This window comes from Acinetobacter sp. NS-4 (assembly GCF_037402435.1).
Classification (GTDB): domain Bacteria; phylum Pseudomonadota; class Gammaproteobacteria; order Pseudomonadales; family Moraxellaceae; genus Acinetobacter.
This window is the reverse complement of the sequence record NZ_JBBEUE010000020.1, coordinates 44,151-63,067: the sequence shown is the minus strand read 5'-3', so window position 1 is coordinate 63,067 and position 18,917 is coordinate 44,151. Positions and strand designations below refer to the sequence as shown.

Sequence of the window (18,917 nt, the reverse complement as noted above, 5' to 3'; positions counted from 1 at the left end):
GGGGCTTGCAACACCTTTTTTAAATGAGTTGAATTGTGTGTTTATTTTATAAACCACAAAATTCATAAGTGATTGTTTTATATATTTAAATTATTTTAAGAAAAATGTTTATTATTTTCTTTCGAAATATTAAAAATTATCAAATTATTGATATTTATATATTTTTAATATTTAAAAACGTAAAAAGCAGAGTCTAAGCTCTGCTTTTTGCATTAAGTCTAACCGAATTAGAACTTCATACTCATCCGGGCCCAGTAGTTACGTCCAATATTGTTAAACTGTTCATTACTGTCAAAACCAAAACCTGAACTGCCAGCTTTATTTAGATGCTCGGTATAGGTTTTATCAAAAACATTATCAATACCGACTGATACATCCACCCCATCACGCAAATGATAGGTGCCATTTAGGGACAAAGTTGTAAAACCTGCACTTTCTTTAAAGTCCTTACCTACGATATTACCTTGATTTTGACTAATGCGACTTTGATCATCCACCACTCTCCATAATGCACCGAGTGTATATTTATCCTGAATATAACGAAGATTTACTCGCCCTTCTAAAGGTGCAATTTGCGGTAAAGGTTTATCATCGGTGGTATTTTTACCCCAGGCATACATCGCACTGACATCAGCTTGCAGATGATCGGTAAATTGATAACCCATACCCGCTTCTGCACCTGCAATGGTAGCATCTACATTGCGTGAATCTGCCGCATTGACCATCATGCTTGGCATCTTGGCTGGATCATAAGTCATCAGGATAAAATCCTTAATTAATCCTGCATAAGCTGATACCCATGAATTCAATGCACCATGCTGATGTTGATAGCCTAAATCTAGTTGTAAGGTCTTTTCTGTATCTAAACGTTTAAAGGTATGCATAGTACCTTCATAATCTGTTTTAAAAAGCTCCCAATAATCTGGCATACGCTCAACATAACCAAGTCCAAGATAGCTTTTGACATTATGATCTGGATGCTGGCTTTCTATACGCAGAAAAGCGCTTGGTACGGTTTCGGTACGCTTCACCCCTTTTGCCAGTTTTTCCACACTCACATCATCAACTCGTACACCACCCAGCAATTTATGTTGCTCATTCAACCGATAGCTTAATTCACCGAATGCACCATAGGAATTAAATTTCATATCGGTTATCACTGGCATCTTCATCATGGCTGAACTCATCCCGCCAGCATGATGGTTTTGCTGTGAATCCACACCCGATACAAGTTGAAACTTATCCCATTCACTGGTCATCGCAAAACGTGTATTAAGCGTACGGCGCGTGACATTCATAGACTTATCTGCTTCAGGAACATCACGTAAGCTATAGTTATCCATGACATGATCGTTAAAGTTGTAATTGATTTGCCCTTCAACTTTTTTAATCACATCACTGATATTCTTTTTCTCAAATCGCAAGCCTAGACTTTCCCGGGCAAATTTAGAGCCATCCATATCACGGCCAGCATACACCGCTTCACCATCAGCTTTACCACCCGTCAGCTCGATCCAGGTATTTTCATCCTGTATCCAACCTAAAGCGACATCTGCATTCCAGCGTTCCCAGTCTGAAGGAACTGTATTTCCGTCCCCATCTTTATAACTGTCAGATACCGAACGATTGGCATTCAGGCGAACGTATTTCTGCTCATCGCCAACGGCGGTTTCCACATTCTGATCCAGACGACCATAAGAACCGAGCAGCACACTGGCCTGACCACGATAATTTTTTTCAGCTGTTAATTCAGTTTCCGGGCCACGCTCAAAGATTACCGTCGCAGCCGAACCGGTATTGGCATATTGAACCGTTTGTGGCCCTTTAATGACCGAAATGCGGTCATAACTTTCTGGTGAAATATACGAAGTCGGTGAATCCATACGACTTGGACATGCCCCGAGGTTTTCCGTGCCATCAGTTAAAATTTTAATCCGCGAACCAAACATGCCACGGAAAGTAACATCCCCATTGGTGCCTGCCCCACTATTGACCGCACTAAAACCGACAATACTTTGTAAATAGTCAGCACCATCACTGGCTGGAATCGGCTGGATAGGTTGTTTTGGATCGGCATGCACAATCAAACCATTGGCATCATTACCCTGATGAGCTGTGGCCACAATGGGCGCTAAAGTTTGCACGATTGCTGTTTGCTGCTCAGCAAAGGCTGAAGCTGAATAACATGCAACACAAATCGCAGCCGTAAGCGGCTGTAAATAAAATTTAGGCTGAGCCATTTTTATCTCACTGAATTCATAAATTAAACACGGCCTAAGTCAATCAAGACCCAAGCAAAATCAATGTGGATTTATGCAAATAGTGGCGGGGCTCGCCCTTGGGGGATTAAAAAGAGTCGTTGTAAGACAAACCAGACATGACCAAAGGTCTTTTGGAAGGCCAGTAAACGCACTTGAATACGGTCTAAAACTTCCTTGACTTCAAGCTCAGGCGGCAACACCAGATTGCCATAGACTGTACAGTACTGACATTGATGATGGGCATCATGATGCTCATGTTCTGCATGCTGTGAGTGTTGATGATCTTGATGAAGCTGATGAGAATGTCCGGAAACAGAAAATGGGTAAGAAATTGGTTTTTGTAATAATGCACGGGTAATAGTTTCACAGACCGGAGCAATCTGATATTGCTTCGGTAATAAAGGCTGCAAAAACACAGCAATCTGTAAAAATACTGCTAGAAACGAGAGTAGCAGTCCACCCCGCAGAACCATAGGCAAACCCTAGAATTTGTCGCAGGCAAGTATAACAAAGCCCAATTTGAATTGGGCTTTTTTTTGAACTCTTTAATCCAGAAGTCGTAAGGATTAGCGTTTCACTGCAACTTTTTCTTTTTGACGCTGACGCACCACTTTTTCTACTTTTTCACGTGCACGTTGACGTTTTAAAGGCGATAAATAATCGACAAACAATTTGCCATTTAAGTGATCCATTTCATGTTGAATGCAAACAGCGAGAAGTTCATCCACTTCCATCTCAAAGGATTGACCCTCAAGGTTAATTGCCTCGATTTTTACACGTGACGGACGCTCAACTTTATCGTATATTTGAGGCACTGACAGGCAGCCTTCTTCATAAGGCTGAGTTTCTTCAGTTAATGGCGTGACTTTGGGGTTAATAAAGACCATGGGTTGATCTTTGTTTTCAGATAAATCCATGACAATCAGCTGAATATGACGATCCACCTGTGTGGCAGCCAAACCAATACCTGGGGCTTCATACATGGTTTCAAACATATCGGCTGCGAGCTGACGAATTTCATCAGTGACTTCTTCGACTGGTTTAGCAATGGTACGAAGACGGGGATCCGGGAAACTTAAAATAGGTAATAAGGCCATACGGTGTCCTCACTTATGCCATTGATCAAAAAACAAAATGAAGGAATGCTTCATCAAAAAAATGTGTGTAATATCGTTATTATAACGCAACTACATACATAATTTTAGGAATTATGATAATGAAAAAGGTTTTGAAGGGCATGCCAACTTTTAGTGCCTTGGGGTTTAAAAAACAATTATTGGCACTTGCCGTATGTGTAAGTGTTGGGGCCGGCATGGTCAGCATTGCTGAAGCAGCACCTGCCCGTAATATCAATCCACCTGCATTAAAAGCCGGAGCCCCACAAGTTTATGTGGTGAAAAAAGGCGATACTTTATGGGATATTTCCAAAAGATTTTTGAAGAATCCGGTGCGTTGGCCTGAAATTTGGGCCAGCAATAAGCATGTGAAAAATCCACACTGGATTTTCCCGGGCGACCGCCTTCTCATGTGTACTTATAATGGCAAACCGATCATCGGTAAAGATGAAGGTGATGGCTGTGAAGGCATTATCCGTCGTTATACCGGTGGTACCAAATTACAACCTCAGGTTCGGGTTGAATCACTCAACAATGCCATTCCTGTGATTCCACTGGAATACATCAAGCAATGGCTAGAACGCAGCACTATTGTGGCACCTGAATCAGTTACAGGTACGCCGTACATTGTAGGAACTGCTGACCAACGCGTTCTGGCTGCTCAAGGTCAAACCGTTTATGCACGTGGCAATGGCCTGGAAGTCGGTCAACGCTATGCCGTTTACCATGAAGGTGAACCGTATATGTTTACCGATGCAAAAGGCAAAAAATATAATGCCGGTCTTGAATTGACTCAGGTTGCATCTGGTGTTGCGGTACGTGGCGAAAATGACATTACTACCCTAGAACTGACAGATACTTATAATTCTGAAGTTCGTCGTGGCGACCGTGTACTGCCTGAATATGATCCAATGCTGCCAACTGTGTTCTACCCGACCAATGCTGAAGATGTGGTTGCCGGTGGTCAAGTTGTTCGCGTGATGGGCTCAATTGGTACAGCTGCAAAACACAGTGTTGTTACCATTGACCGTGGTAGCTTGCAGGGTGTTCAAACTGGACAGGTATTGTCGGTGAACCAGAAAGGTGAAGTCGTTACTGATCCAAAAACCAAAGAACGCGTTCAGCTCCCTGGACAGCGCATTGGTAACATTATGGTATTCAAGAGCTTTGATAACCTGAGTTATGCCTATGTACTGGATAGCGAATTACCGATTAAAGTCGGTGCTGGCATTCAGCCGCCACTGATGGATGAATAATCCCTAAATCTAAAAATGAGGCTGAAATTCAGCCTCATTTTATTTTCAAATAATAAAAAGAAGACACAATTAAAGGTCTCGTTATGCTCAGTTCATTAAGCTCCTTGCAGCTGGATTACATTCGCGTATGGTTTTTGGTGCAGCACTCAATCACCAGCTTTTATAAAATCAAGCAACACTATACCCATCTAGCCGAGGCAACACAGCCTGATCAAATTGAAACGTGGCAAAAGCTTGGCATTCATAAAAACCATATTCAACGCCTGCGAGATTTTCATCTTCCTGAATCACAGCTGCAATTCCAGCATTGTGTTGCCCTGATTCAAAAAGATAGCGATTTTATTCTCACATTCGACCATCCTGACTACCCCACCCAGCTGCTGCCTTATTGCAACAAACCGCCGATCCTATTTGGTCAGGGAGATGCTCAAACCCTGCTGCAACCACAAATTTCCATCGTCGGCAGTCGTAAACCCAGTAACCACGGACGCCAGGTCGCCTATGACTTTGCTTATTATCTTAGTGAACAAGGCTTTTATATTAATAGTGGCTTGGCGCAAGGCATTGATGAAGCCGCCCATCAGGGGGCTTTGCAGCACAATCACACCATTGCGGTGATGGGAACCGGACTAGACCAGACCTATCCCAGTCAACATCAGCAATTACGCCAACAGATCCTTGACCATTCAGGCACCATCATTACCGAATTTTTACCCGGAACCGCGCCTTTACAGCAACATTTTCCACGGCGCAACCGTATTGTCAGTGCTTTAAGCCTCGGCGTCATTGTTGCAGAAGCGGCACTGAAAAGTGGTTCTTTAATCACGGCGAAATGGGCAGCCGAACAGGGTAAATCTATCTTTGCCATTCCCGGTCATATTTATAGTGAGCACCATCAAGGCTGCCATCAGCTGATTCGTGAAGGTGCCATTTTAGTGGATCATCCTGAACAGGTGATTGAAGATCTGGCTCTACCGACTCAATGGCAAACTCAACAGCATAGCGAACAAGCCAGTAAAATCGCACCTTTAAATATTCAACCCGTACTGCCAGCGCATTTAAGTATTTTGTATAACCAGTTGGACTGGATGGGACAACATCTGGATGAGCTGGTCATTCAGCAGCATTTAGACGTTGCCACACTGACCAGCCAACTGATGGAACTGGAGCTCCTTGGCTTGTGTACCCAACAGGCAGGCTTGTATCTACGTTGTCGTCCAGGCAAATAAGGTTCACAATAGCCCTTTAACAAATATGAAGGGAAAAAAATCTGATGATTACCACCTCTGTTGCCGAAGCTGCTCAATGTTTAAAACAAGGACATGTTTTAGCATATCCCACAGAGGCAGTTTGGGGCTTAGGCTGTGATCCTTTTAATGAACAAGCGTTCCTGGAGATTTTACGTTTAAAGCAACGTCCCATTGAAAAAGGGGTTATTTTACTGGCAGCGCAAATTGCGCAGGTAGAACATCTGTTAGAACCACTGACTGCAGAAATGCGTCAAAAAGTGATTGATTCCTGGAGTCATCGCTCTCCGACTGAACGCGCAACCACCTGGTTGTTACCGGCAGGCGATCATATTCCTGCATGGATTAAAGGCAACCATCCCAAAGTGGCGGTACGAGTCACCACACACCCCTTATGCGTTGCACTATGCAATGCCTTTAACGGTTTTATTGTCTCAACCAGTGCCAATCCTGCCGGGGAAAATCCCGCCCGCTCTTTGCAAGAAGCCAACCAATATTTTTCCAGTCAGGTCAATTATTTGAATGGTGATTTGGGTCTAAGCAAAGAACCCAGCCGTATTATTGATGCTGAAACAGGTGAAGTGATCCGCGCTTAATGCGGGTCATTGCTATGTAATAAATAAGGGACTGAGCTAATTTTCAGGCAAAAAAAAGCTCAACCATATAGGGACGGTTGAGCATAAAAAGGATGTGCATAAATCACATCCAGAGGGTATGTAAATCTGGTTGTGAAGGTTTAAAGATTGTTAAGAATAACTTAAACATTCACGATATAAATATTATGTAATAATTAATTTCTTTATACAAATATATTATTTATCTTAAAAGACAGCTAAAAACTATCAAATATTTATCATTTTTTATTAATAATTTAAATTATCTCACTATTTTTTAATTATCTTTTAGCTAAACATCCATTTTAAATACTTTTTTAAAACTACGACTCAGACTTTATTTTCATAAAAATTAGTGATAAAACCAGTTTATTTGTCTGTTTTTTAATCGGTTGTTTTTGCGTTTAGGCATTTAATTTTGCTGTTGTTACCACCCGATCTTTCTTTTGAGCCAATAAAATACCCAATAAAATGATCATACCACCGATGCTGTGATACATGGTCCATGCTTCACCTAACCACAGATTGGCAATAATAGCCGTACAGACTGGCATTAAATTCATAAAAATACTGGTGCGATTCGGTCCGATCATCTGTACCGCTAACATCCAGACCAGTGGTGCAATCAAAGATGGGAAAATACCGGCATACAGCACACTGCCCAGATTCTGTGGATTAATGCCATCCAAGCCCAGCCATAACACAAAAGGCAAATGGTAAAGCAGGGCAAAAATAATCTGCACATAGAGGCTAATCAGCAAGGGAATCTGGAGCTGCCATTTTTTCAGGAAAACCCCATAAAACGCGTAAAAAAAGACTGCCAGTACCATCATGAGATCACCCAGATGTCCACCTGATTGCACCAAATGGCTAAAATTTCCCTGCGCCATGACATAGAGCAAACCTGCAAAAGACAGAATGCTACCTATAACAGCAAAGCGGTTTGGAATGTCCTTCAGCATAAACATGGACACAAAGATGGTAAACACCGGAATGAAGGCATTGATAATGCCCATGTTGGTGGCAGTGGTATAATGCGCTGCGCTATAACCCAGACCTTGATACAGTACCATTCCAAAAGCACCAAGAACGGCAAGCTGTTTCCAGTGTGCCAAAACCAGCTGCCGTTCACGCCAGACCTTGCTCAGCATAAACGGGGTTAAGATTACAAAAGCCACCAGCCAGCGATAAAAACTGATACTGACGGGTGAAATATAGTCCGCTACATAGCGGGTTACGGTAATGTTCATCGACCAAATTAAGACTGCCAGCAAGGGCAAAGCGATCGCCCACCCTACTGTCTTGTTGTGTTGCTGTGTCATACCCTTTCCAGCGCCTGAATATCCCGTATTCATTTTTACTGAAGTCTGAAATAATTAGAATATCGAATTTCAGACATCAGTATTGAGCTACAGACACTGACTGACCGGATTGTGGCTATTTAAATAACTTTCCAAGTCTTTCAATGATCACTCTACAAATAAAAAAATGAACACAAGGATATTCATATGCTGAAGCATATTGAGCACTATATAGAAGTGAATGACTTCTTTTATCAAAAAGATGAAATTGTGGCACCACACAGTTCTTTATGGGGTGATTTTAATTTTAGCCTGAACGGTATTCTGGAGTATGAAATAGAAGGACAAAGATATCTGTCGCCTCCCAACTATGGTCTGTGGCTTCCTCCACAAACCGCACATGCCTCGATCGCACTGGATGAACAAATTACACATTATGTCTGTATTCGTGTGCATCCTTGTCTATGTGAGTATTTTGCTGCTTGCACCAAAACTTTAAGCATTCGCCCCTTTCTTCGGCATCTGGTACATGAAATCCTGGAACAAAAACAGCAAGGCATAAGCACGCTGCATTATCGTAATTTATTACAGGTGTTATTCGATCAACTAAAAACTGCACCTGCCTATGAACATTATTTACCGCAAAGCCATCATGTTTTGCTACAGCCACTATTACAGCAATTGGCCAATCCAGAACTATTTCAGAAAAGCTTGCAACAACTCATCAGAGACTCATCCATCAGCGAACGACATTTACTGCGTTTAAGCCAGCAGGAATTACAATTGAGTTTATCTGAATGGCGCAATCGGGCTAAAATTTTGTATGCGATCACACAGATTCGCCAAGGCAAAACAGTGAAAAAACTGGCCTATGAATTGGGGTATCAGCACAGTTCCAGTTTTATTGAATTCTTTAAGCGTTATACCGAACAAACCCCTGCACAACTGCGCGATATCTAATCCTTTATGTTATTAAATAAATAACTCTTTTTGCAATTTGCAGCAGCTTAACAACAAAAACGCCCTAGTCACCAGTCAACATCCTATGCCATTTTGATCACAACACTCTGTTGAATCGAGTCTAAACTATATTTTTAACGTTTTTAATGTTTGTTTTAATATTTAGATCTGATGTTTTCATTGGATCTATAAGGATGCGATATGAAAAAATCATTACTGGCTTCACTGTGTATGGCTACTCTGGCATTAACGGCCTGTGATAAAAAAACAAATGAAGCACCCGCATCATCAGCAACCAGCACAGTAACCACCTCAACCTCAACCACCACTCAACCGGTCACAGCTAGCCTTAGCTCGAATAATTCAGCTGATATTAAAAGTGATTTAGATCAAATCCAGATGCTCTCCAACAAGAACTCCCAAGAGGCTACGGATCTGCAAAATAAAGCCTATCAGGCAGCGCAAAAAGGTGACAAAGCTGCTTTAACCAGCACTGTGGCACAGATGAAAACCTATATTAATAAATTTAATCAAGAACTTGATGCCTTAAAACTGAAAAGTAGCGAAGTGAATGTTGTTCGTGACAAAATCAAAGAATCAAATAATTTAGGCATAGCGCTGGCAGAAACCAGTCTTGAAAGCTCACCGGATAAGCAAAAAGTGACGGAATTACAGAACCGTGCCGCTCAATTGCAGAAAGAGTTAATGACTGAAATGCAGGCACTGCAAAACCAGGTCAAAACTGCCCCAGCAAAAACAGCCCCATAAGCTCTGCCGAATACCCAAAAACAGGTCGATTGACCTGTTTTTTAATTCAGCTATGAATGAATATTGATATCTTCATATCAATAAAGACTTGTCGGCATGCAGAATAAGCTTTAAAACAAAGCAGTAGTTCACATTCAAATATTTAAGGACTTTCTCATGAGCCAATCTGTTTATGACATTCCCGTCAAAACCATTGCCGGACAGGACACTACGTTAAATCAATATGCAGGCAAAGTATTGCTCTTGGTGAATGTGGCATCTAAATGTGGTTTAACCCCGCAATATGAAGGCCTACAAAAGCTGTATAAAGAAAAGAAAGACCAAGGACTAGAGATTTTAGGCTTTCCTGCCAATAATTTCTTGGCCCAGGAACCGGGCTCAGATGCAGAAATCCAGGAGTTCTGCTCTTTGAATTATCAGGTCGATTTTCCGCTATTTTCTAAAATCTCAGTGGCGGGTGAAGATAAACACCCGCTTTACCAGACCTTGACCCAAGCCATTCCTGAACGTATTGGTGAAGGTCCCTGGTGGGAAGACTTGGTCGATTATGGCTTAACACCTAATCCTAAACCTGAAGTGCTGTGGAACTTTGAAAAATTCCTGATTAATAAAAAAGGTGAAGTGATTGCCCGCTTTGCGCCAGACATCAAGGCAGATGATCCGCGTATTGTTGAGGCGATTAATGCTGAACTCGGCAAGTAATTTGTAACAGTAATGTAAGCATCTACACAGCCTGTAGGTGCTTATATTTTTCATTTAAAAACAAAAGTTTAACTAATTAAAATAAAAAATTCTGCTCTTCATTTTTCTTTCATGATTTTAATCATTCAACAACAATCCATCCCATATTTATCAACAACTTAGAACTATGATCAACTCATAAACAAACCGCCATGATTAAAAGGTGAAGTATGAATACTCGAGTAAAAACAATCGTTTTATCCTTATCTACTGCTTTGGTTGCTGCACCAGCAATGGATTAAAGTGAATGGCGACTATGTATTAACCAACGTAATGAACCATAACATCATTAAAATCATTCGCGGTTAATGCTCAACAATCTCGGTGAAAAAAGAGTGCTTCGGCACTCTTTTTGAATAGCTGAAAATAAATTTGTTATCGCTTTGCAACAATCAGTTTTTTCTACACATTTCAGCCTTATATTCATCTTTACTGAAATAAAGATCTGAATTGGTTATGAAAAAATTCATCCAAAATGTGGTTTCTCCTTTTGTGATGTTTAGTGCGGGCCTTATATTGATTGGTTGTGAGCAAGCCAATACTCCTGACTCAACAGAAGCCCACACTTCACAATCAAGCGAAGTATCTGAACAGGACGCTCAGGAATTAAGCACCGAATCAACCGCAACGCCAAAAGCCGAACTGAAAAGTGGCAACATGTTTTATATCGTTCGTGATGTGGCCGATATGCAGTTGAAAGCGGGTGATTATGTCGAGCAGCTCAAACAAACCCAGACTGATTTACAAACAGCCATTGAGGATAAAGATCAGACACAGCTTCAAGACAGTGCCGATACCTTGAAACAGCAACTGACCGGATTTAATCAGGCACTGAGTAGCCTGAACTTAAAAAGTCAGGAAATTGAGTCCATTCGCCAAGATTTGCTGCAGGCCAACCAGCAAGTACTCGCAACTCCCTTGCTCAATGGAGAAATCAACTTGGCTCAGGTCGATTTCAAGAAAATTGAAAAACAGATGGGTAATATCCAGCTGGAAATGGTCAAGCTTGCCAGCATGATGATTCCTGACAGTCAGGATAAAGATGCTCAAAAAAGCTAGTCTCTACCTAAAGATAGACGCATCAGAGACAGACCAATTCAGTTGTGCTGAAGTGGTCTGATTCTGTTGGCAGATTAAAGTTTCATATCAATCACAATACGACCGTCAATTTTGCCATGCTCCATCCGCTCAAAAATATCATTGATGTTTTCGAGGGGTTCGACATGAATATGGGCTTTGACTTTGCCACGAGCAGCAATATCCAGTGCTTCTTTCAAATCTAAACGTGTTCCGACGATAGAACCACGTACGGTAATACCTTCCAGCACCATATTAAAAATAGACAAATCGAATGTTCCGGGTGGCAAACCGTTCAAGACCATGGTTCCGCCACGTCGGACGATGGCAACGGCTTGTTCAAATGCTTTCGGAGAGACGGCGGTGACTAAAACACCATGACAACCCTCACCACCAGTGGCTTTCAATACTTGTTCTTTCACATCGACTTTAAGCGCATTTAATCCAACATCTGCACCCAAGCTTTTTGCCAAATCAAGTTTAGTGTCATCTACATCAATCGCCACCACATTAAAGCCCATGGTTTTGGCATATTGAACGGCTACATGCCCTAGGCCACCAATACCGGAAATGGCCATCCAATCACCGGTTTTGGCTTCAGTCATTTTCAAGCCTTTATAGACCGTTACACCCGCGCATAGAATCGGGGCGATTTCCAGCAGATCGACACCTTCAGGAATCACCCCGACATAATCGCCATCTGCCAGACAATATTCGGCAAAACTTCCATTGACTGAATAACCTGAATTTTGTTGTTTCTTGCACAGGGTTTCCCAACCTGCATAACAATGATCACAATGCCCACAAGCTGAATACAGCCATGGAACACCGACAATATCACCGACCTTTAAATGCTCAATGCCCTCACCTACTTCGATGACTTCACCTACACCTTCATGTCCAGGAATAAAAGGCAAAGTCGGTTTCACTGGCCAATCCCCATGCATGGCATGCAGATCGGTATGACAAACACCTGTGGCAATAATCTTCACCAGCACTTTGCCGGGACTGATTTTAGGAATTTCAACATCTTGTATTTCCAGCGGCTGACCAAATGCAGTCACCACTGCTGCTTTCATTGTTGTTGCCATATTTACTCTCTCCATATGACACATATTGAGATCGCTTTTTTAATAAGCTGGTTCTACTATAAAGAAGAATAAATAACTCCATAGTTGCTAATTTGTAGCAAATTCACTCATGTTGATGCATCTTACAGTTCAGCTATAGACCATTTTTCAACCCAGCTTCAAAGTCATCAAATAAGTTGCTTATTCATCTATTGCTCATAAAAACAAAAACTTGATTTCAGGATATCGCGCATGAACGACTTGTCCATACTCTCGATTGTTCCGGTTGAATTCCGTCTTGATCTGAAAGATCCGTTTACCGTTACTGCCCATCATATTGATCATTTTCCAGCAGCGAATGCCGAGATGGGGCCACAAACTGCGGCAAAAAATAAAGAGTTCAATATGTACTATGGCGATGTCGTGCCCGCCACATCCCTGAGCTGCGGCCAGTGAAAATAAGGTTAATATTTATTTGATTAGTTTAGAGCCACACGCAGAACTCACTATTCCTGCAAGCTCTGCGACTGCGACCCGGTTCGCCTATTTTTATCAGGGCAACAAACTATGGATTGAAGCTCAGGCAATTCAATTTAAACATCTGGTTGAGCTCAAACCGGATCAGGTAATCCAGTTAAAAGCAGGTGGACTGGAAGCACGGATTTTATGGCTGGAAGGTGAACCGATTGCTAAACCCGTTGCTATGCGTGGACCTTTTGTCCTCAACACGCCACAAGAACTGAATGATGCCTTCAAGCGCTATCGGGAAACCCATTTTGGCGACTGGCCTTGGGATAGTGCTGCCCCAGTGTTTAAACGGACACAGCCTCACTTTGCCAGTTATGAAAGCGGCAAGCGAGAAGAATATCCCGAAACGGACGATTTATGATTTAATAAAACCTGACTTCAAGATGTAGCGCGTATCATGCAACTGATTATTTTTACAGGGATTCAGGCTTCAGGTAAATCCAGCTTTTACCTGCTGAATCTGCACCATAGTCATTTGCGCATTAATCTGGATATGCTGAAAACCCGGCATCGGGAAAATATGATTTTTGAAGCAGGTCTTGCCTCTAAAACCAAGATGGTGATTGATAACACCAACCCGACTCAAGATGATCGTGCCCGATATATTCAGCGTGCTAAAGATGCTGACTTTGAAGTGATTTGCTATTATTTTGAGACGGACTTGCACAGCACTTTAGAACGGAATAGCCTCCGGGTAGGTAAAGCCAATATTCCTGAAGTGGGTGTACGTGCCACCCATAAAAAGCTTGAAGTACCCAATTTGAATGAAGGTTTTGACGAAATTTTTAAGATAAGAATTATCGGCAATGGTGAGTTTTCTATTCTCCCTCTTTCTGAATAAATCGCTTACTCTACTTTTTGACTATTCTGCCACGCTTTAAATGCTGCCTGCATGGCTTGGCGCTCATAGGGTTTCACTGCTCGGCGCTCCATTTGTGAAAAATCGCCTTTATAGACCAAAGCCACAAGAGATTTTGCCAATTCTTGAATGCTCTCGCGACCGCGGTGTTCATAACCCTGTATTTCCTCTTGTATTAAGACCAAGTCCCAACACGACACCACTGAACTCATATCGACCGCAATGCTGAGGTAATAATGAATATCGTCTTGGTAAAGTTCCCAGAAATGGGGTTCATGGGCAATGAGGTTCATAGGGTCTAAGCCAGCGAATGATTTGTTTTAGATTAAGAAAATGTGCGGATAAAATATATGCAACTTTAGATATTGTTGACTACCCATTTTCAAACATCCAAAAGTATTGAGAAGAAAAAGCCTCGTTTAAACAAAACTTTCATTAAATTTTTAAGCTAAACATTCTAATTAATAGTGAATTTTCCATTTTCATAAATATTTAATATTTTTATAGAAAAACATTAACCAGTTCTCATTTTTACGATAGGATGTACAAATAACAAATAAAGAGAACACATTTATATAATGAAAAAAATTGTTCTAGTGGTGGTCTGTTTAGCAACCCTGACATATGGCGCATTCCATTTCATCATGCCTGAAAAAGCTATCCCACGCTTAAATCAATTTTTTTCTCAACCCATAAAAGAGGTTCAACTGATTCAAGACTGGCTCAAATACCGCCAACAGCAGCAATTGTTATTGGTTGATGTTATTCAACCGGTTAGCCCCAAACAAACAAACCTCTATGTTGAATACATCAAACAACGAATTGAATTTAATCAACAAAATATTCAACGTATTAAGCTTAGTCACTATCGAAGCAAGGCATTTAAAGAAATTCAGCAACTTGAAATTCATGCTTTGCAGCAATGGAATAGTGTCCATCAAAGCAATATTGTGGATGCTTTTGAACAGCAACAACGCTTTCTAGAGCTTCCTATTACAGAGTTGGAACAACTTGATACTGAAGCACGTTATGTGCTTCAACAAAAAGAAATTAACGTATTGCAACGACTTCAACAGTTGATCCAGCAAGACAGCGATTATGTTGCAGATATTGACCACAGCCTGCTTGGCGACTGGCTTGACTACCATTTGATGCAACATGAAATTCACCCGATCATTATCGAAGGGCAAAGTCCTTCCTCCACTGCCCCAGGTGATCGTTTAGAAGCGTTGCAAGATTTACAATTCTATAAACGTTTTCAGCCAGATACGGATGAATATCAATACATCATGGCGCTTTCAACTCAGCTTTGGCATGTCGAATATCCCGCTTCATCCAATCTGGTCACGGCAAACCCTCAACCTATTTCATATGCCGATCAATCTGGAGGAGAAATTATCGTTCCGGAAGACCCGCCAAAAGCTGAAAAATTAAAGCAACTAATTAAGATACAAGATGACAAGGTGAGCCATCTGTTATTAGCTCAACTCAGACAGGCTTTTATTACAGATGACAAAAATTAGATTTTTGGTTAAGTGAAATCTCAGTCAAAAAGTGGTGCTGAATTTTTTATCAGGACATTATGAGTAATGGGTCAGCTCCAAATCCCAGCAGGATACCACTGAATTCATGTCGACCGCGATACTTAAGTAATAATGAGTGTCGTCTTGATAGAGTTCCCAGAAGTGGATTTCAAAATCGATTAGGTTCATAAGAATTTATTAGGCAGATGTTTTAGTACACCCTTTATTTGATAGGATGAAATTCCATTAAATAATTCATCCACAACCAAAGACTTACCATCCACAATAAAAAAGATAATATGCTTAAGGTAATTGTAAACTTTCTTTGAAGAAAAAAAACACTACAGATACCCAATGATAGGACTAAAGTTAACACACTCAAAAAAGTGAATAGCATTGTCTCATTCCATTGATTTTATGATTTTTCTGCAGGAAATGATCGCCACAAAGCAGCATAAGGCACCACTATATTCGCTAAAAAGTATAACCCAAGATGCGTTTTCATTAAGCTCATAACACTTAACATAGCTAGATTACCAACAAAATATAAAATACAGTAAAACCAATATGGTAGTGTTCTCACAGAAAATTTTTCTAAACCAATGTTATGTGAATATAGAGTAAAACCATAACCTATGAAGAAGTAAATAATATAGGTAAATAAGGGCAAATCATCCATATAAATATAATTTAGCATTTTGAATTTTTTACTAATTATTTGTTTTGAATATACATTATTTTATATATAAAAAAACCACCCTTTCGGGTGGTTTTTCAATCTCGAACCGTCTCTTATTGAGCGCGGTTTTTGATTTTGCGGATCGTTTCCAGCTGTGCAGCAGTTTCTGCAAGAGCAGCCAATGCAGCAGCAGAGTCCAAGTCGCTCTTTTGATTCGCAAGCAATTGTTCAGCATTTTTACGTGCTTCAATAATTGCAGCTTCATCTAAGTTTTCTGCACGGACTGCAGTATCTGCAAGAACCGTAACAACATGCGGTTGAACTTCAAGTACACCACCAGATACATAGATTAATTCTTCTGTACCGTTTTCAAGCAGAACGCGGATTGCGCCCGGCTTGAGCAAAGTTACCAGCGGAGCATGGCCAGGCATAATACCCAACTCACCGCCAGCACCTTTAGCAATTAGCATAGTTACAGTGCCTGAGTACAAAGACTCTTTAACACTTACAACGTCACATTGCATAGTTGACATGAGAATCTCCTAAATTAGGTAACTAATTAAAGTTTCTCAGCTTTAGCAATAACTTCGTCAATACCACCAACCATGTAGAACGCTTGTTCTGGAATGTGGTCGTATTCACCAGCTAGAAGACCTTTAAAGCCACGAATTGTTTCTTTAAGCGGTACAAGTTTACCAGGAGCACCAGTAAACACTTCAGCTACGTGGAACGGTTGAGAGAAGAAACGTTGGATCTTACGTGCACGGTATACAGTAAGTTTGTCTTCTTCAGCCAATTCGTCCATACCAAGAATCGCGATGATGTCTTTCAATTCTTTATAACGTTGAAGAACGTTTTGAACTGAACGAGCAATCTCGTAATGCTCAGTACCCACTACTAATGGATCTAACTGACGTGAAGTAGAGTCAAGTGGATCGATCGCTGGGTAAATACCAGAAGATGCGATGTCACGGCTCAATACTACAGTTGCGTCCAAGTGAGCGAAGGTAGTTGCAGGCGATGGATCTGTTAAGTCATCGGCAGGTACATATACCGCTTGGATAGATGTAATCGAACCAGACTTAGTAGAGGTAATACGTTCTTGAAGAACACCCATCTCTTCTGCAAGAGTCGGTTGGTAACCTACTGCAGATGGCATACGACCTAGAAGTGCAGATACTTCGGTACCAGCCAATGTGTAACGGTAAATGTTGTCTACGAACAACAATACGTCACGGCCTTTACCGTTTTCATCTTTTTCGTCACGGAAGTATTCAGCCATGGTCAAACCAGTTAACGCTACGCGTAAACGGTTACCCGGTGGCTCATTCATCTGACCGTAGACCATTGCTACTTTGTCAAGAACGTTAGAATCTTTCATCTCGTGATAGAAGTCGTTACCTTCACGAGTACGTTCACCAACACCAGCAAACACAGATAAACCTGAGTGAGCTTTAGCGATGTTGTTGATCAATTCCATCATGTTTACAGTTTTACCAACACCGGCACCACCGAACAGACCAACTTTACCACCTTTAGCAAACGGGCAAAGTAAGTCAATTACTTTAATACCAGTTTCTAAAAGGTCAGTAGAAGCTGCTTGTTCAGCATAAGAAGGTGCTTGACGGTGAATTGGCAAACGCGCTTCAGTCGCAACTGGACCAGCTTCGTCGATAGGGCGACCAAGAACGTCCATAATACGACCTAAACATGCTGTACCTACAGGTACAGAGATAGGCGCGCCAGTGTTAGTTACGTTAAGACCACGTTTAAGGCCTTCAGTAGAACCCATTGCGATGGTACGAACTACACCATCACCAAGTTGTTGCTGAACTTCTAAAGTAGTTTCAGTACCGTCAACTTGGAGAGCGTCATAGATCTTAGGAACGCTATTACGTTCAAACTCGACGTCGATAACCGCGCCGATGATCTGAATGATACGACCGCTACTCATTGCTGTCTCCTCAATTCAAACTAATAATGTTAAACGGCAGCGGCACCACCAACGATCTCAGAAATTTCCTGAGTAATCGCGGCTTGACGCAGCTTGTTATAAATAAGTTGTAGGCTCTTGATGAGGTCGCCTGCGTTGTCAGTTGCAGCTTTCATTGCAACCATACGGGCAGACTGCTCACACGCGATGTTTTCAATCACGCCTTGATAAACCATAGACTCGATGTAACGAACCAATAAGCCATTTAACAGCTCTTCAGCTTCTGGCTCATAGATGTAGTCCCAACCGTATTGACGGTTTAGACCATCGTTTTCTTCAGCAGCTGCTAAAGGAACAAGTTGTTCGATCTTTTGATTTTGAGTCATGGCGTTAACAAAGCCATTTGACACTAGATAAATACGATCTAACTCGCCTTTATCATAAGCATCCAACATCACTTGCACAGAACCAGTTAACTGTTCAAGACTCGGCGCATCACCTACGTTTGTAGTCGCACCCAGCACTTTACCGCCGTAGTTTTTAAAAAACGAAACCGCTTTTTGACCAATCAAAGCAAATTGAACTTCAATTGACTGCTCTTGTTGCTGTTGAACGTGTTTTACCACTTTCTTGAACAGGTTAATGTTCAAACCACCAGCAAGGCCACGATCTGAAGACACAATGATATAGCCAACGCGCTTAACAGGACGTTCAACCATATAACGGTGTTTGTATTCAGGGTTCGCTTGTACCAAATGAGCAATTACACGGTGCATATTTTCGGCATACGGACGGCCTTGAGCCATGCGCTCTTGCGCACGACGCATCTTAGAAGCTGCTACCATTTGCATCGCGCGAGTAATCTTTTGCGTGCTCTTGATACTAGCTACTTTGGCGCGAATTTCTTTTAAATTTGCCATACGCTTAACCTAGTATTCGAAAGCTCTTTCGAGCTTCCGAAGGTTGATTCCGTGAACCAAACCAA

General features: G+C 41.5%; 18 protein-coding genes and 1 pseudogene. 10 read left to right on the top strand and 9 right to left on the bottom strand.

What is annotated here, in order from left to right; translation table 11 throughout:
- Positions 1-227 precede the first annotated feature (227 nt).
- From WAE57_RS13780 to def, 3 genes are all read right to left on the bottom strand, one after another.
- Complete coding sequence (locus WAE57_RS13780; RefSeq protein WP_337711009.1) at positions 228-2,240, bottom strand: TonB-dependent copper receptor; 2,013 nt, start codon at positions 2,238-2,240, stop codon at positions 228-230.
- 71 nt (positions 2,241-2,311) lie between these two features.
- Entirely contained in the window at positions 2,312-2,734 is a 423-nt protein-coding gene (locus WAE57_RS13775) for a DUF2946 family protein (RefSeq protein ID WP_337711008.1), read from the bottom strand.
- A 93-nt stretch (positions 2,735-2,827) separates the two neighbouring features.
- Positions 2,828-3,358, bottom strand: coding sequence for a peptide deformylase (def, locus tag WAE57_RS13770; RefSeq protein WP_086176456.1), 531 nt, complete (start codon positions 3,356-3,358; stop codon positions 2,828-2,830).
- 119 nt (positions 3,359-3,477) lie between these two features.
- Here def and WAE57_RS13765 point away from each other — a divergent pair, with 119 nt between their 5' ends.
- The 3 genes from WAE57_RS13765 to WAE57_RS13755 all read left to right on the top strand — a co-directional run bounded on the left by WAE57_RS13765 (position 3,478) and on the right by WAE57_RS13755 (position 6,475).
- On the top strand, positions 3,478-4,632 hold the full coding sequence (locus WAE57_RS13765; protein ID WP_337711007.1) for a LysM peptidoglycan-binding domain-containing protein: 1,155 nt from the start codon (positions 3,478-3,480) through the stop codon (positions 4,630-4,632).
- A gap of 83 nt (positions 4,633-4,715) precedes the next feature.
- Positions 4,716-5,861: a DNA-processing protein DprA gene (gene dprA / locus WAE57_RS13760; protein ID WP_337711006.1), complete on the top strand. Its 1,146-nt coding sequence runs from the start codon at positions 4,716-4,718 to the stop codon at positions 5,859-5,861.
- A gap of 44 nt (positions 5,862-5,905) precedes the next feature.
- Positions 5,906-6,475 carry a Sua5/YciO/YrdC/YwlC family protein gene (locus tag WAE57_RS13755; RefSeq protein ID WP_337711005.1) on the top strand — a complete coding sequence of 190 codons (570 nt, stop codon included), beginning with the start codon at positions 5,906-5,908 and terminating at the stop codon, positions 6,473-6,475.
- A 422-nt stretch (positions 6,476-6,897) separates the two neighbouring features.
- On the opposite strand, the gene WAE57_RS13750 is transcribed toward WAE57_RS13755, so the two are convergent.
- Positions 6,898-7,815, bottom strand: a complete 918-nt coding sequence (locus WAE57_RS13750; RefSeq protein WP_337711004.1) for a DMT family transporter — start codon at positions 7,813-7,815, stop codon at positions 6,898-6,900.
- 186 nt (positions 7,816-8,001) lie between these two features.
- Here WAE57_RS13750 and WAE57_RS13745 point away from each other — a divergent pair, with 186 nt between their 5' ends.
- From WAE57_RS13745 to WAE57_RS13730, 4 genes are all read left to right on the top strand, one after another.
- Positions 8,002-8,754, top strand: a complete 753-nt coding sequence (locus WAE57_RS13745) for an AraC family transcriptional regulator (protein WP_337711003.1) — start codon at positions 8,002-8,004, stop codon at positions 8,752-8,754.
- 201 nt (positions 8,755-8,955) lie between these two features.
- Positions 8,956-9,522, top strand: a complete 567-nt coding sequence (locus WAE57_RS13740) for a hypothetical protein (RefSeq protein WP_337711002.1) — start codon at positions 8,956-8,958, stop codon at positions 9,520-9,522.
- A gap of 156 nt (positions 9,523-9,678) precedes the next feature.
- On the top strand, positions 9,679-10,224 hold the full coding sequence (locus WAE57_RS13735; RefSeq protein ID WP_237787633.1) for a glutathione peroxidase: 546 nt from the start codon (positions 9,679-9,681) through the stop codon (positions 10,222-10,224).
- A gap of 495 nt (positions 10,225-10,719) precedes the next feature.
- A complete protein-coding gene (locus WAE57_RS13730) occupies positions 10,720-11,322 on the top strand; it encodes a hypothetical protein (protein ID WP_337711001.1) in 603 nt (200 codons plus the stop codon).
- A gap of 74 nt (positions 11,323-11,396) precedes the next feature.
- Here WAE57_RS13730 and adhP read toward each other — a convergent pair whose 3' ends face one another.
- Positions 11,397-12,431, bottom strand: a complete 1,035-nt coding sequence (gene adhP, locus WAE57_RS13725; RefSeq protein ID WP_337711000.1) for an alcohol dehydrogenase AdhP — start codon at positions 12,429-12,431, stop codon at positions 11,397-11,399.
- A 231-nt stretch (positions 12,432-12,662) separates the two neighbouring features.
- On the opposite strand from adhP, the pseudogene WAE57_RS13720 reads away from it, so the two are divergent.
- Positions 12,663-13,299, top strand: a pseudogene (locus tag WAE57_RS13720) (pirin-like C-terminal cupin domain-containing protein).
- Positions 13,300-13,335: 36 nt separating this feature from the next.
- On the top strand, positions 13,336-13,779 hold the full coding sequence (locus WAE57_RS13715; protein WP_337710999.1) for an AAA family ATPase: 444 nt from the start codon (positions 13,336-13,338) through the stop codon (positions 13,777-13,779).
- Between the two features lie 5 nt (positions 13,780-13,784).
- Here the strand turns inward: WAE57_RS13715 and WAE57_RS13710 are convergent, their stop codons facing one another.
- A complete protein-coding gene (locus WAE57_RS13710) occupies positions 13,785-14,090 on the bottom strand; it encodes a hypothetical protein (protein WP_337710998.1) in 306 nt (101 codons plus the stop codon).
- A 285-nt stretch (positions 14,091-14,375) separates the two neighbouring features.
- Between WAE57_RS13710 and WAE57_RS13705 the strand changes: the two genes are divergently transcribed.
- A complete protein-coding gene (locus WAE57_RS13705; protein ID WP_337710997.1) occupies positions 14,376-15,320 on the top strand; it encodes a hypothetical protein in 945 nt (314 codons plus the stop codon).
- A 792-nt stretch (positions 15,321-16,112) separates the two neighbouring features.
- On the opposite strand, the gene WAE57_RS13700 is transcribed toward WAE57_RS13705, so the two are convergent.
- The 3 genes from WAE57_RS13700 to atpG are packed head-to-tail and all read right to left on the bottom strand — an operon-like array spanning position 16,113 to position 18,852.
- Complete coding sequence (locus tag WAE57_RS13700) at positions 16,113-16,532, bottom strand: F0F1 ATP synthase subunit epsilon (protein ID WP_086176470.1); 420 nt, start codon at positions 16,530-16,532, stop codon at positions 16,113-16,115.
- Positions 16,533-16,558: 26 nt separating this feature from the next.
- Entirely contained in the window at positions 16,559-17,953 is a 1,395-nt protein-coding gene (atpD, locus tag WAE57_RS13695) for a F0F1 ATP synthase subunit beta (protein WP_086176471.1), read from the bottom strand.
- 29 nt (positions 17,954-17,982) lie between these two features.
- Positions 17,983-18,852, bottom strand: a complete 870-nt coding sequence (gene atpG / locus WAE57_RS13690; RefSeq protein WP_086176472.1) for a F0F1 ATP synthase subunit gamma — start codon at positions 18,850-18,852, stop codon at positions 17,983-17,985.
- Between the last annotated feature and the right edge of the window lie 65 nt (positions 18,853-18,917).

Coding starts and splice junctions, on each gene's coding strand:
- WAE57_RS13780 (WP_337711009.1), bottom strand. CDS start 2,240: ATGGCTCAGCCTAAATTTTATTTACAGCCGCTTACGGCTGCGATTTGT.
- WAE57_RS13775 (WP_337711008.1), bottom strand. CDS start 2,734: ATGGTTCTGCGGGGTGGACTGCTACTCTCGTTTCTAGCAGTATTTTTA.
- def (WP_086176456.1), bottom strand. CDS start 3,358: ATGGCCTTATTACCTATTTTAAGTTTCCCGGATCCCCGTCTTCGTACC.
- WAE57_RS13765 (WP_337711007.1), top strand. CDS start 3,478: ATGAAAAAGGTTTTGAAGGGCATGCCAACTTTTAGTGCCTTGGGGTTT.
- dprA (WP_337711006.1), top strand. CDS start 4,716: ATGCTCAGTTCATTAAGCTCCTTGCAGCTGGATTACATTCGCGTATGG.
- WAE57_RS13755 (WP_337711005.1), top strand. CDS start 5,906: ATGATTACCACCTCTGTTGCCGAAGCTGCTCAATGTTTAAAACAAGGA.
- WAE57_RS13750 (WP_337711004.1), bottom strand. CDS start 7,815: ATGACACAGCAACACAACAAGACAGTAGGGTGGGCGATCGCTTTGCCC.
- WAE57_RS13745 (WP_337711003.1), top strand. CDS start 8,002: ATGCTGAAGCATATTGAGCACTATATAGAAGTGAATGACTTCTTTTAT.
- WAE57_RS13740 (WP_337711002.1), top strand. CDS start 8,956: ATGAAAAAATCATTACTGGCTTCACTGTGTATGGCTACTCTGGCATTA.
- WAE57_RS13735 (WP_237787633.1), top strand. CDS start 9,679: ATGAGCCAATCTGTTTATGACATTCCCGTCAAAACCATTGCCGGACAG.
- WAE57_RS13730 (WP_337711001.1), top strand. CDS start 10,720: ATGAAAAAATTCATCCAAAATGTGGTTTCTCCTTTTGTGATGTTTAGT.
- adhP (WP_337711000.1), bottom strand. CDS start 12,431: ATGGCAACAACAATGAAAGCAGCAGTGGTGACTGCATTTGGTCAGCCG.
- WAE57_RS13715 (WP_337710999.1), top strand. CDS start 13,336: ATGCAACTGATTATTTTTACAGGGATTCAGGCTTCAGGTAAATCCAGC.
- WAE57_RS13710 (WP_337710998.1), bottom strand. CDS start 14,090: ATGAACCTCATTGCCCATGAACCCCATTTCTGGGAACTTTACCAAGAC.
- WAE57_RS13705 (WP_337710997.1), top strand. CDS start 14,376: ATGAAAAAAATTGTTCTAGTGGTGGTCTGTTTAGCAACCCTGACATAT.
- WAE57_RS13700 (WP_086176470.1), bottom strand. CDS start 16,532: ATGTCAACTATGCAATGTGACGTTGTAAGTGTTAAAGAGTCTTTGTAC.
- atpD (WP_086176471.1), bottom strand. CDS start 17,953: ATGAGTAGCGGTCGTATCATTCAGATCATCGGCGCGGTTATCGACGTC.
- atpG (WP_086176472.1), bottom strand. CDS start 18,852: ATGGCAAATTTAAAAGAAATTCGCGCCAAAGTAGCTAGTATCAAGAGC.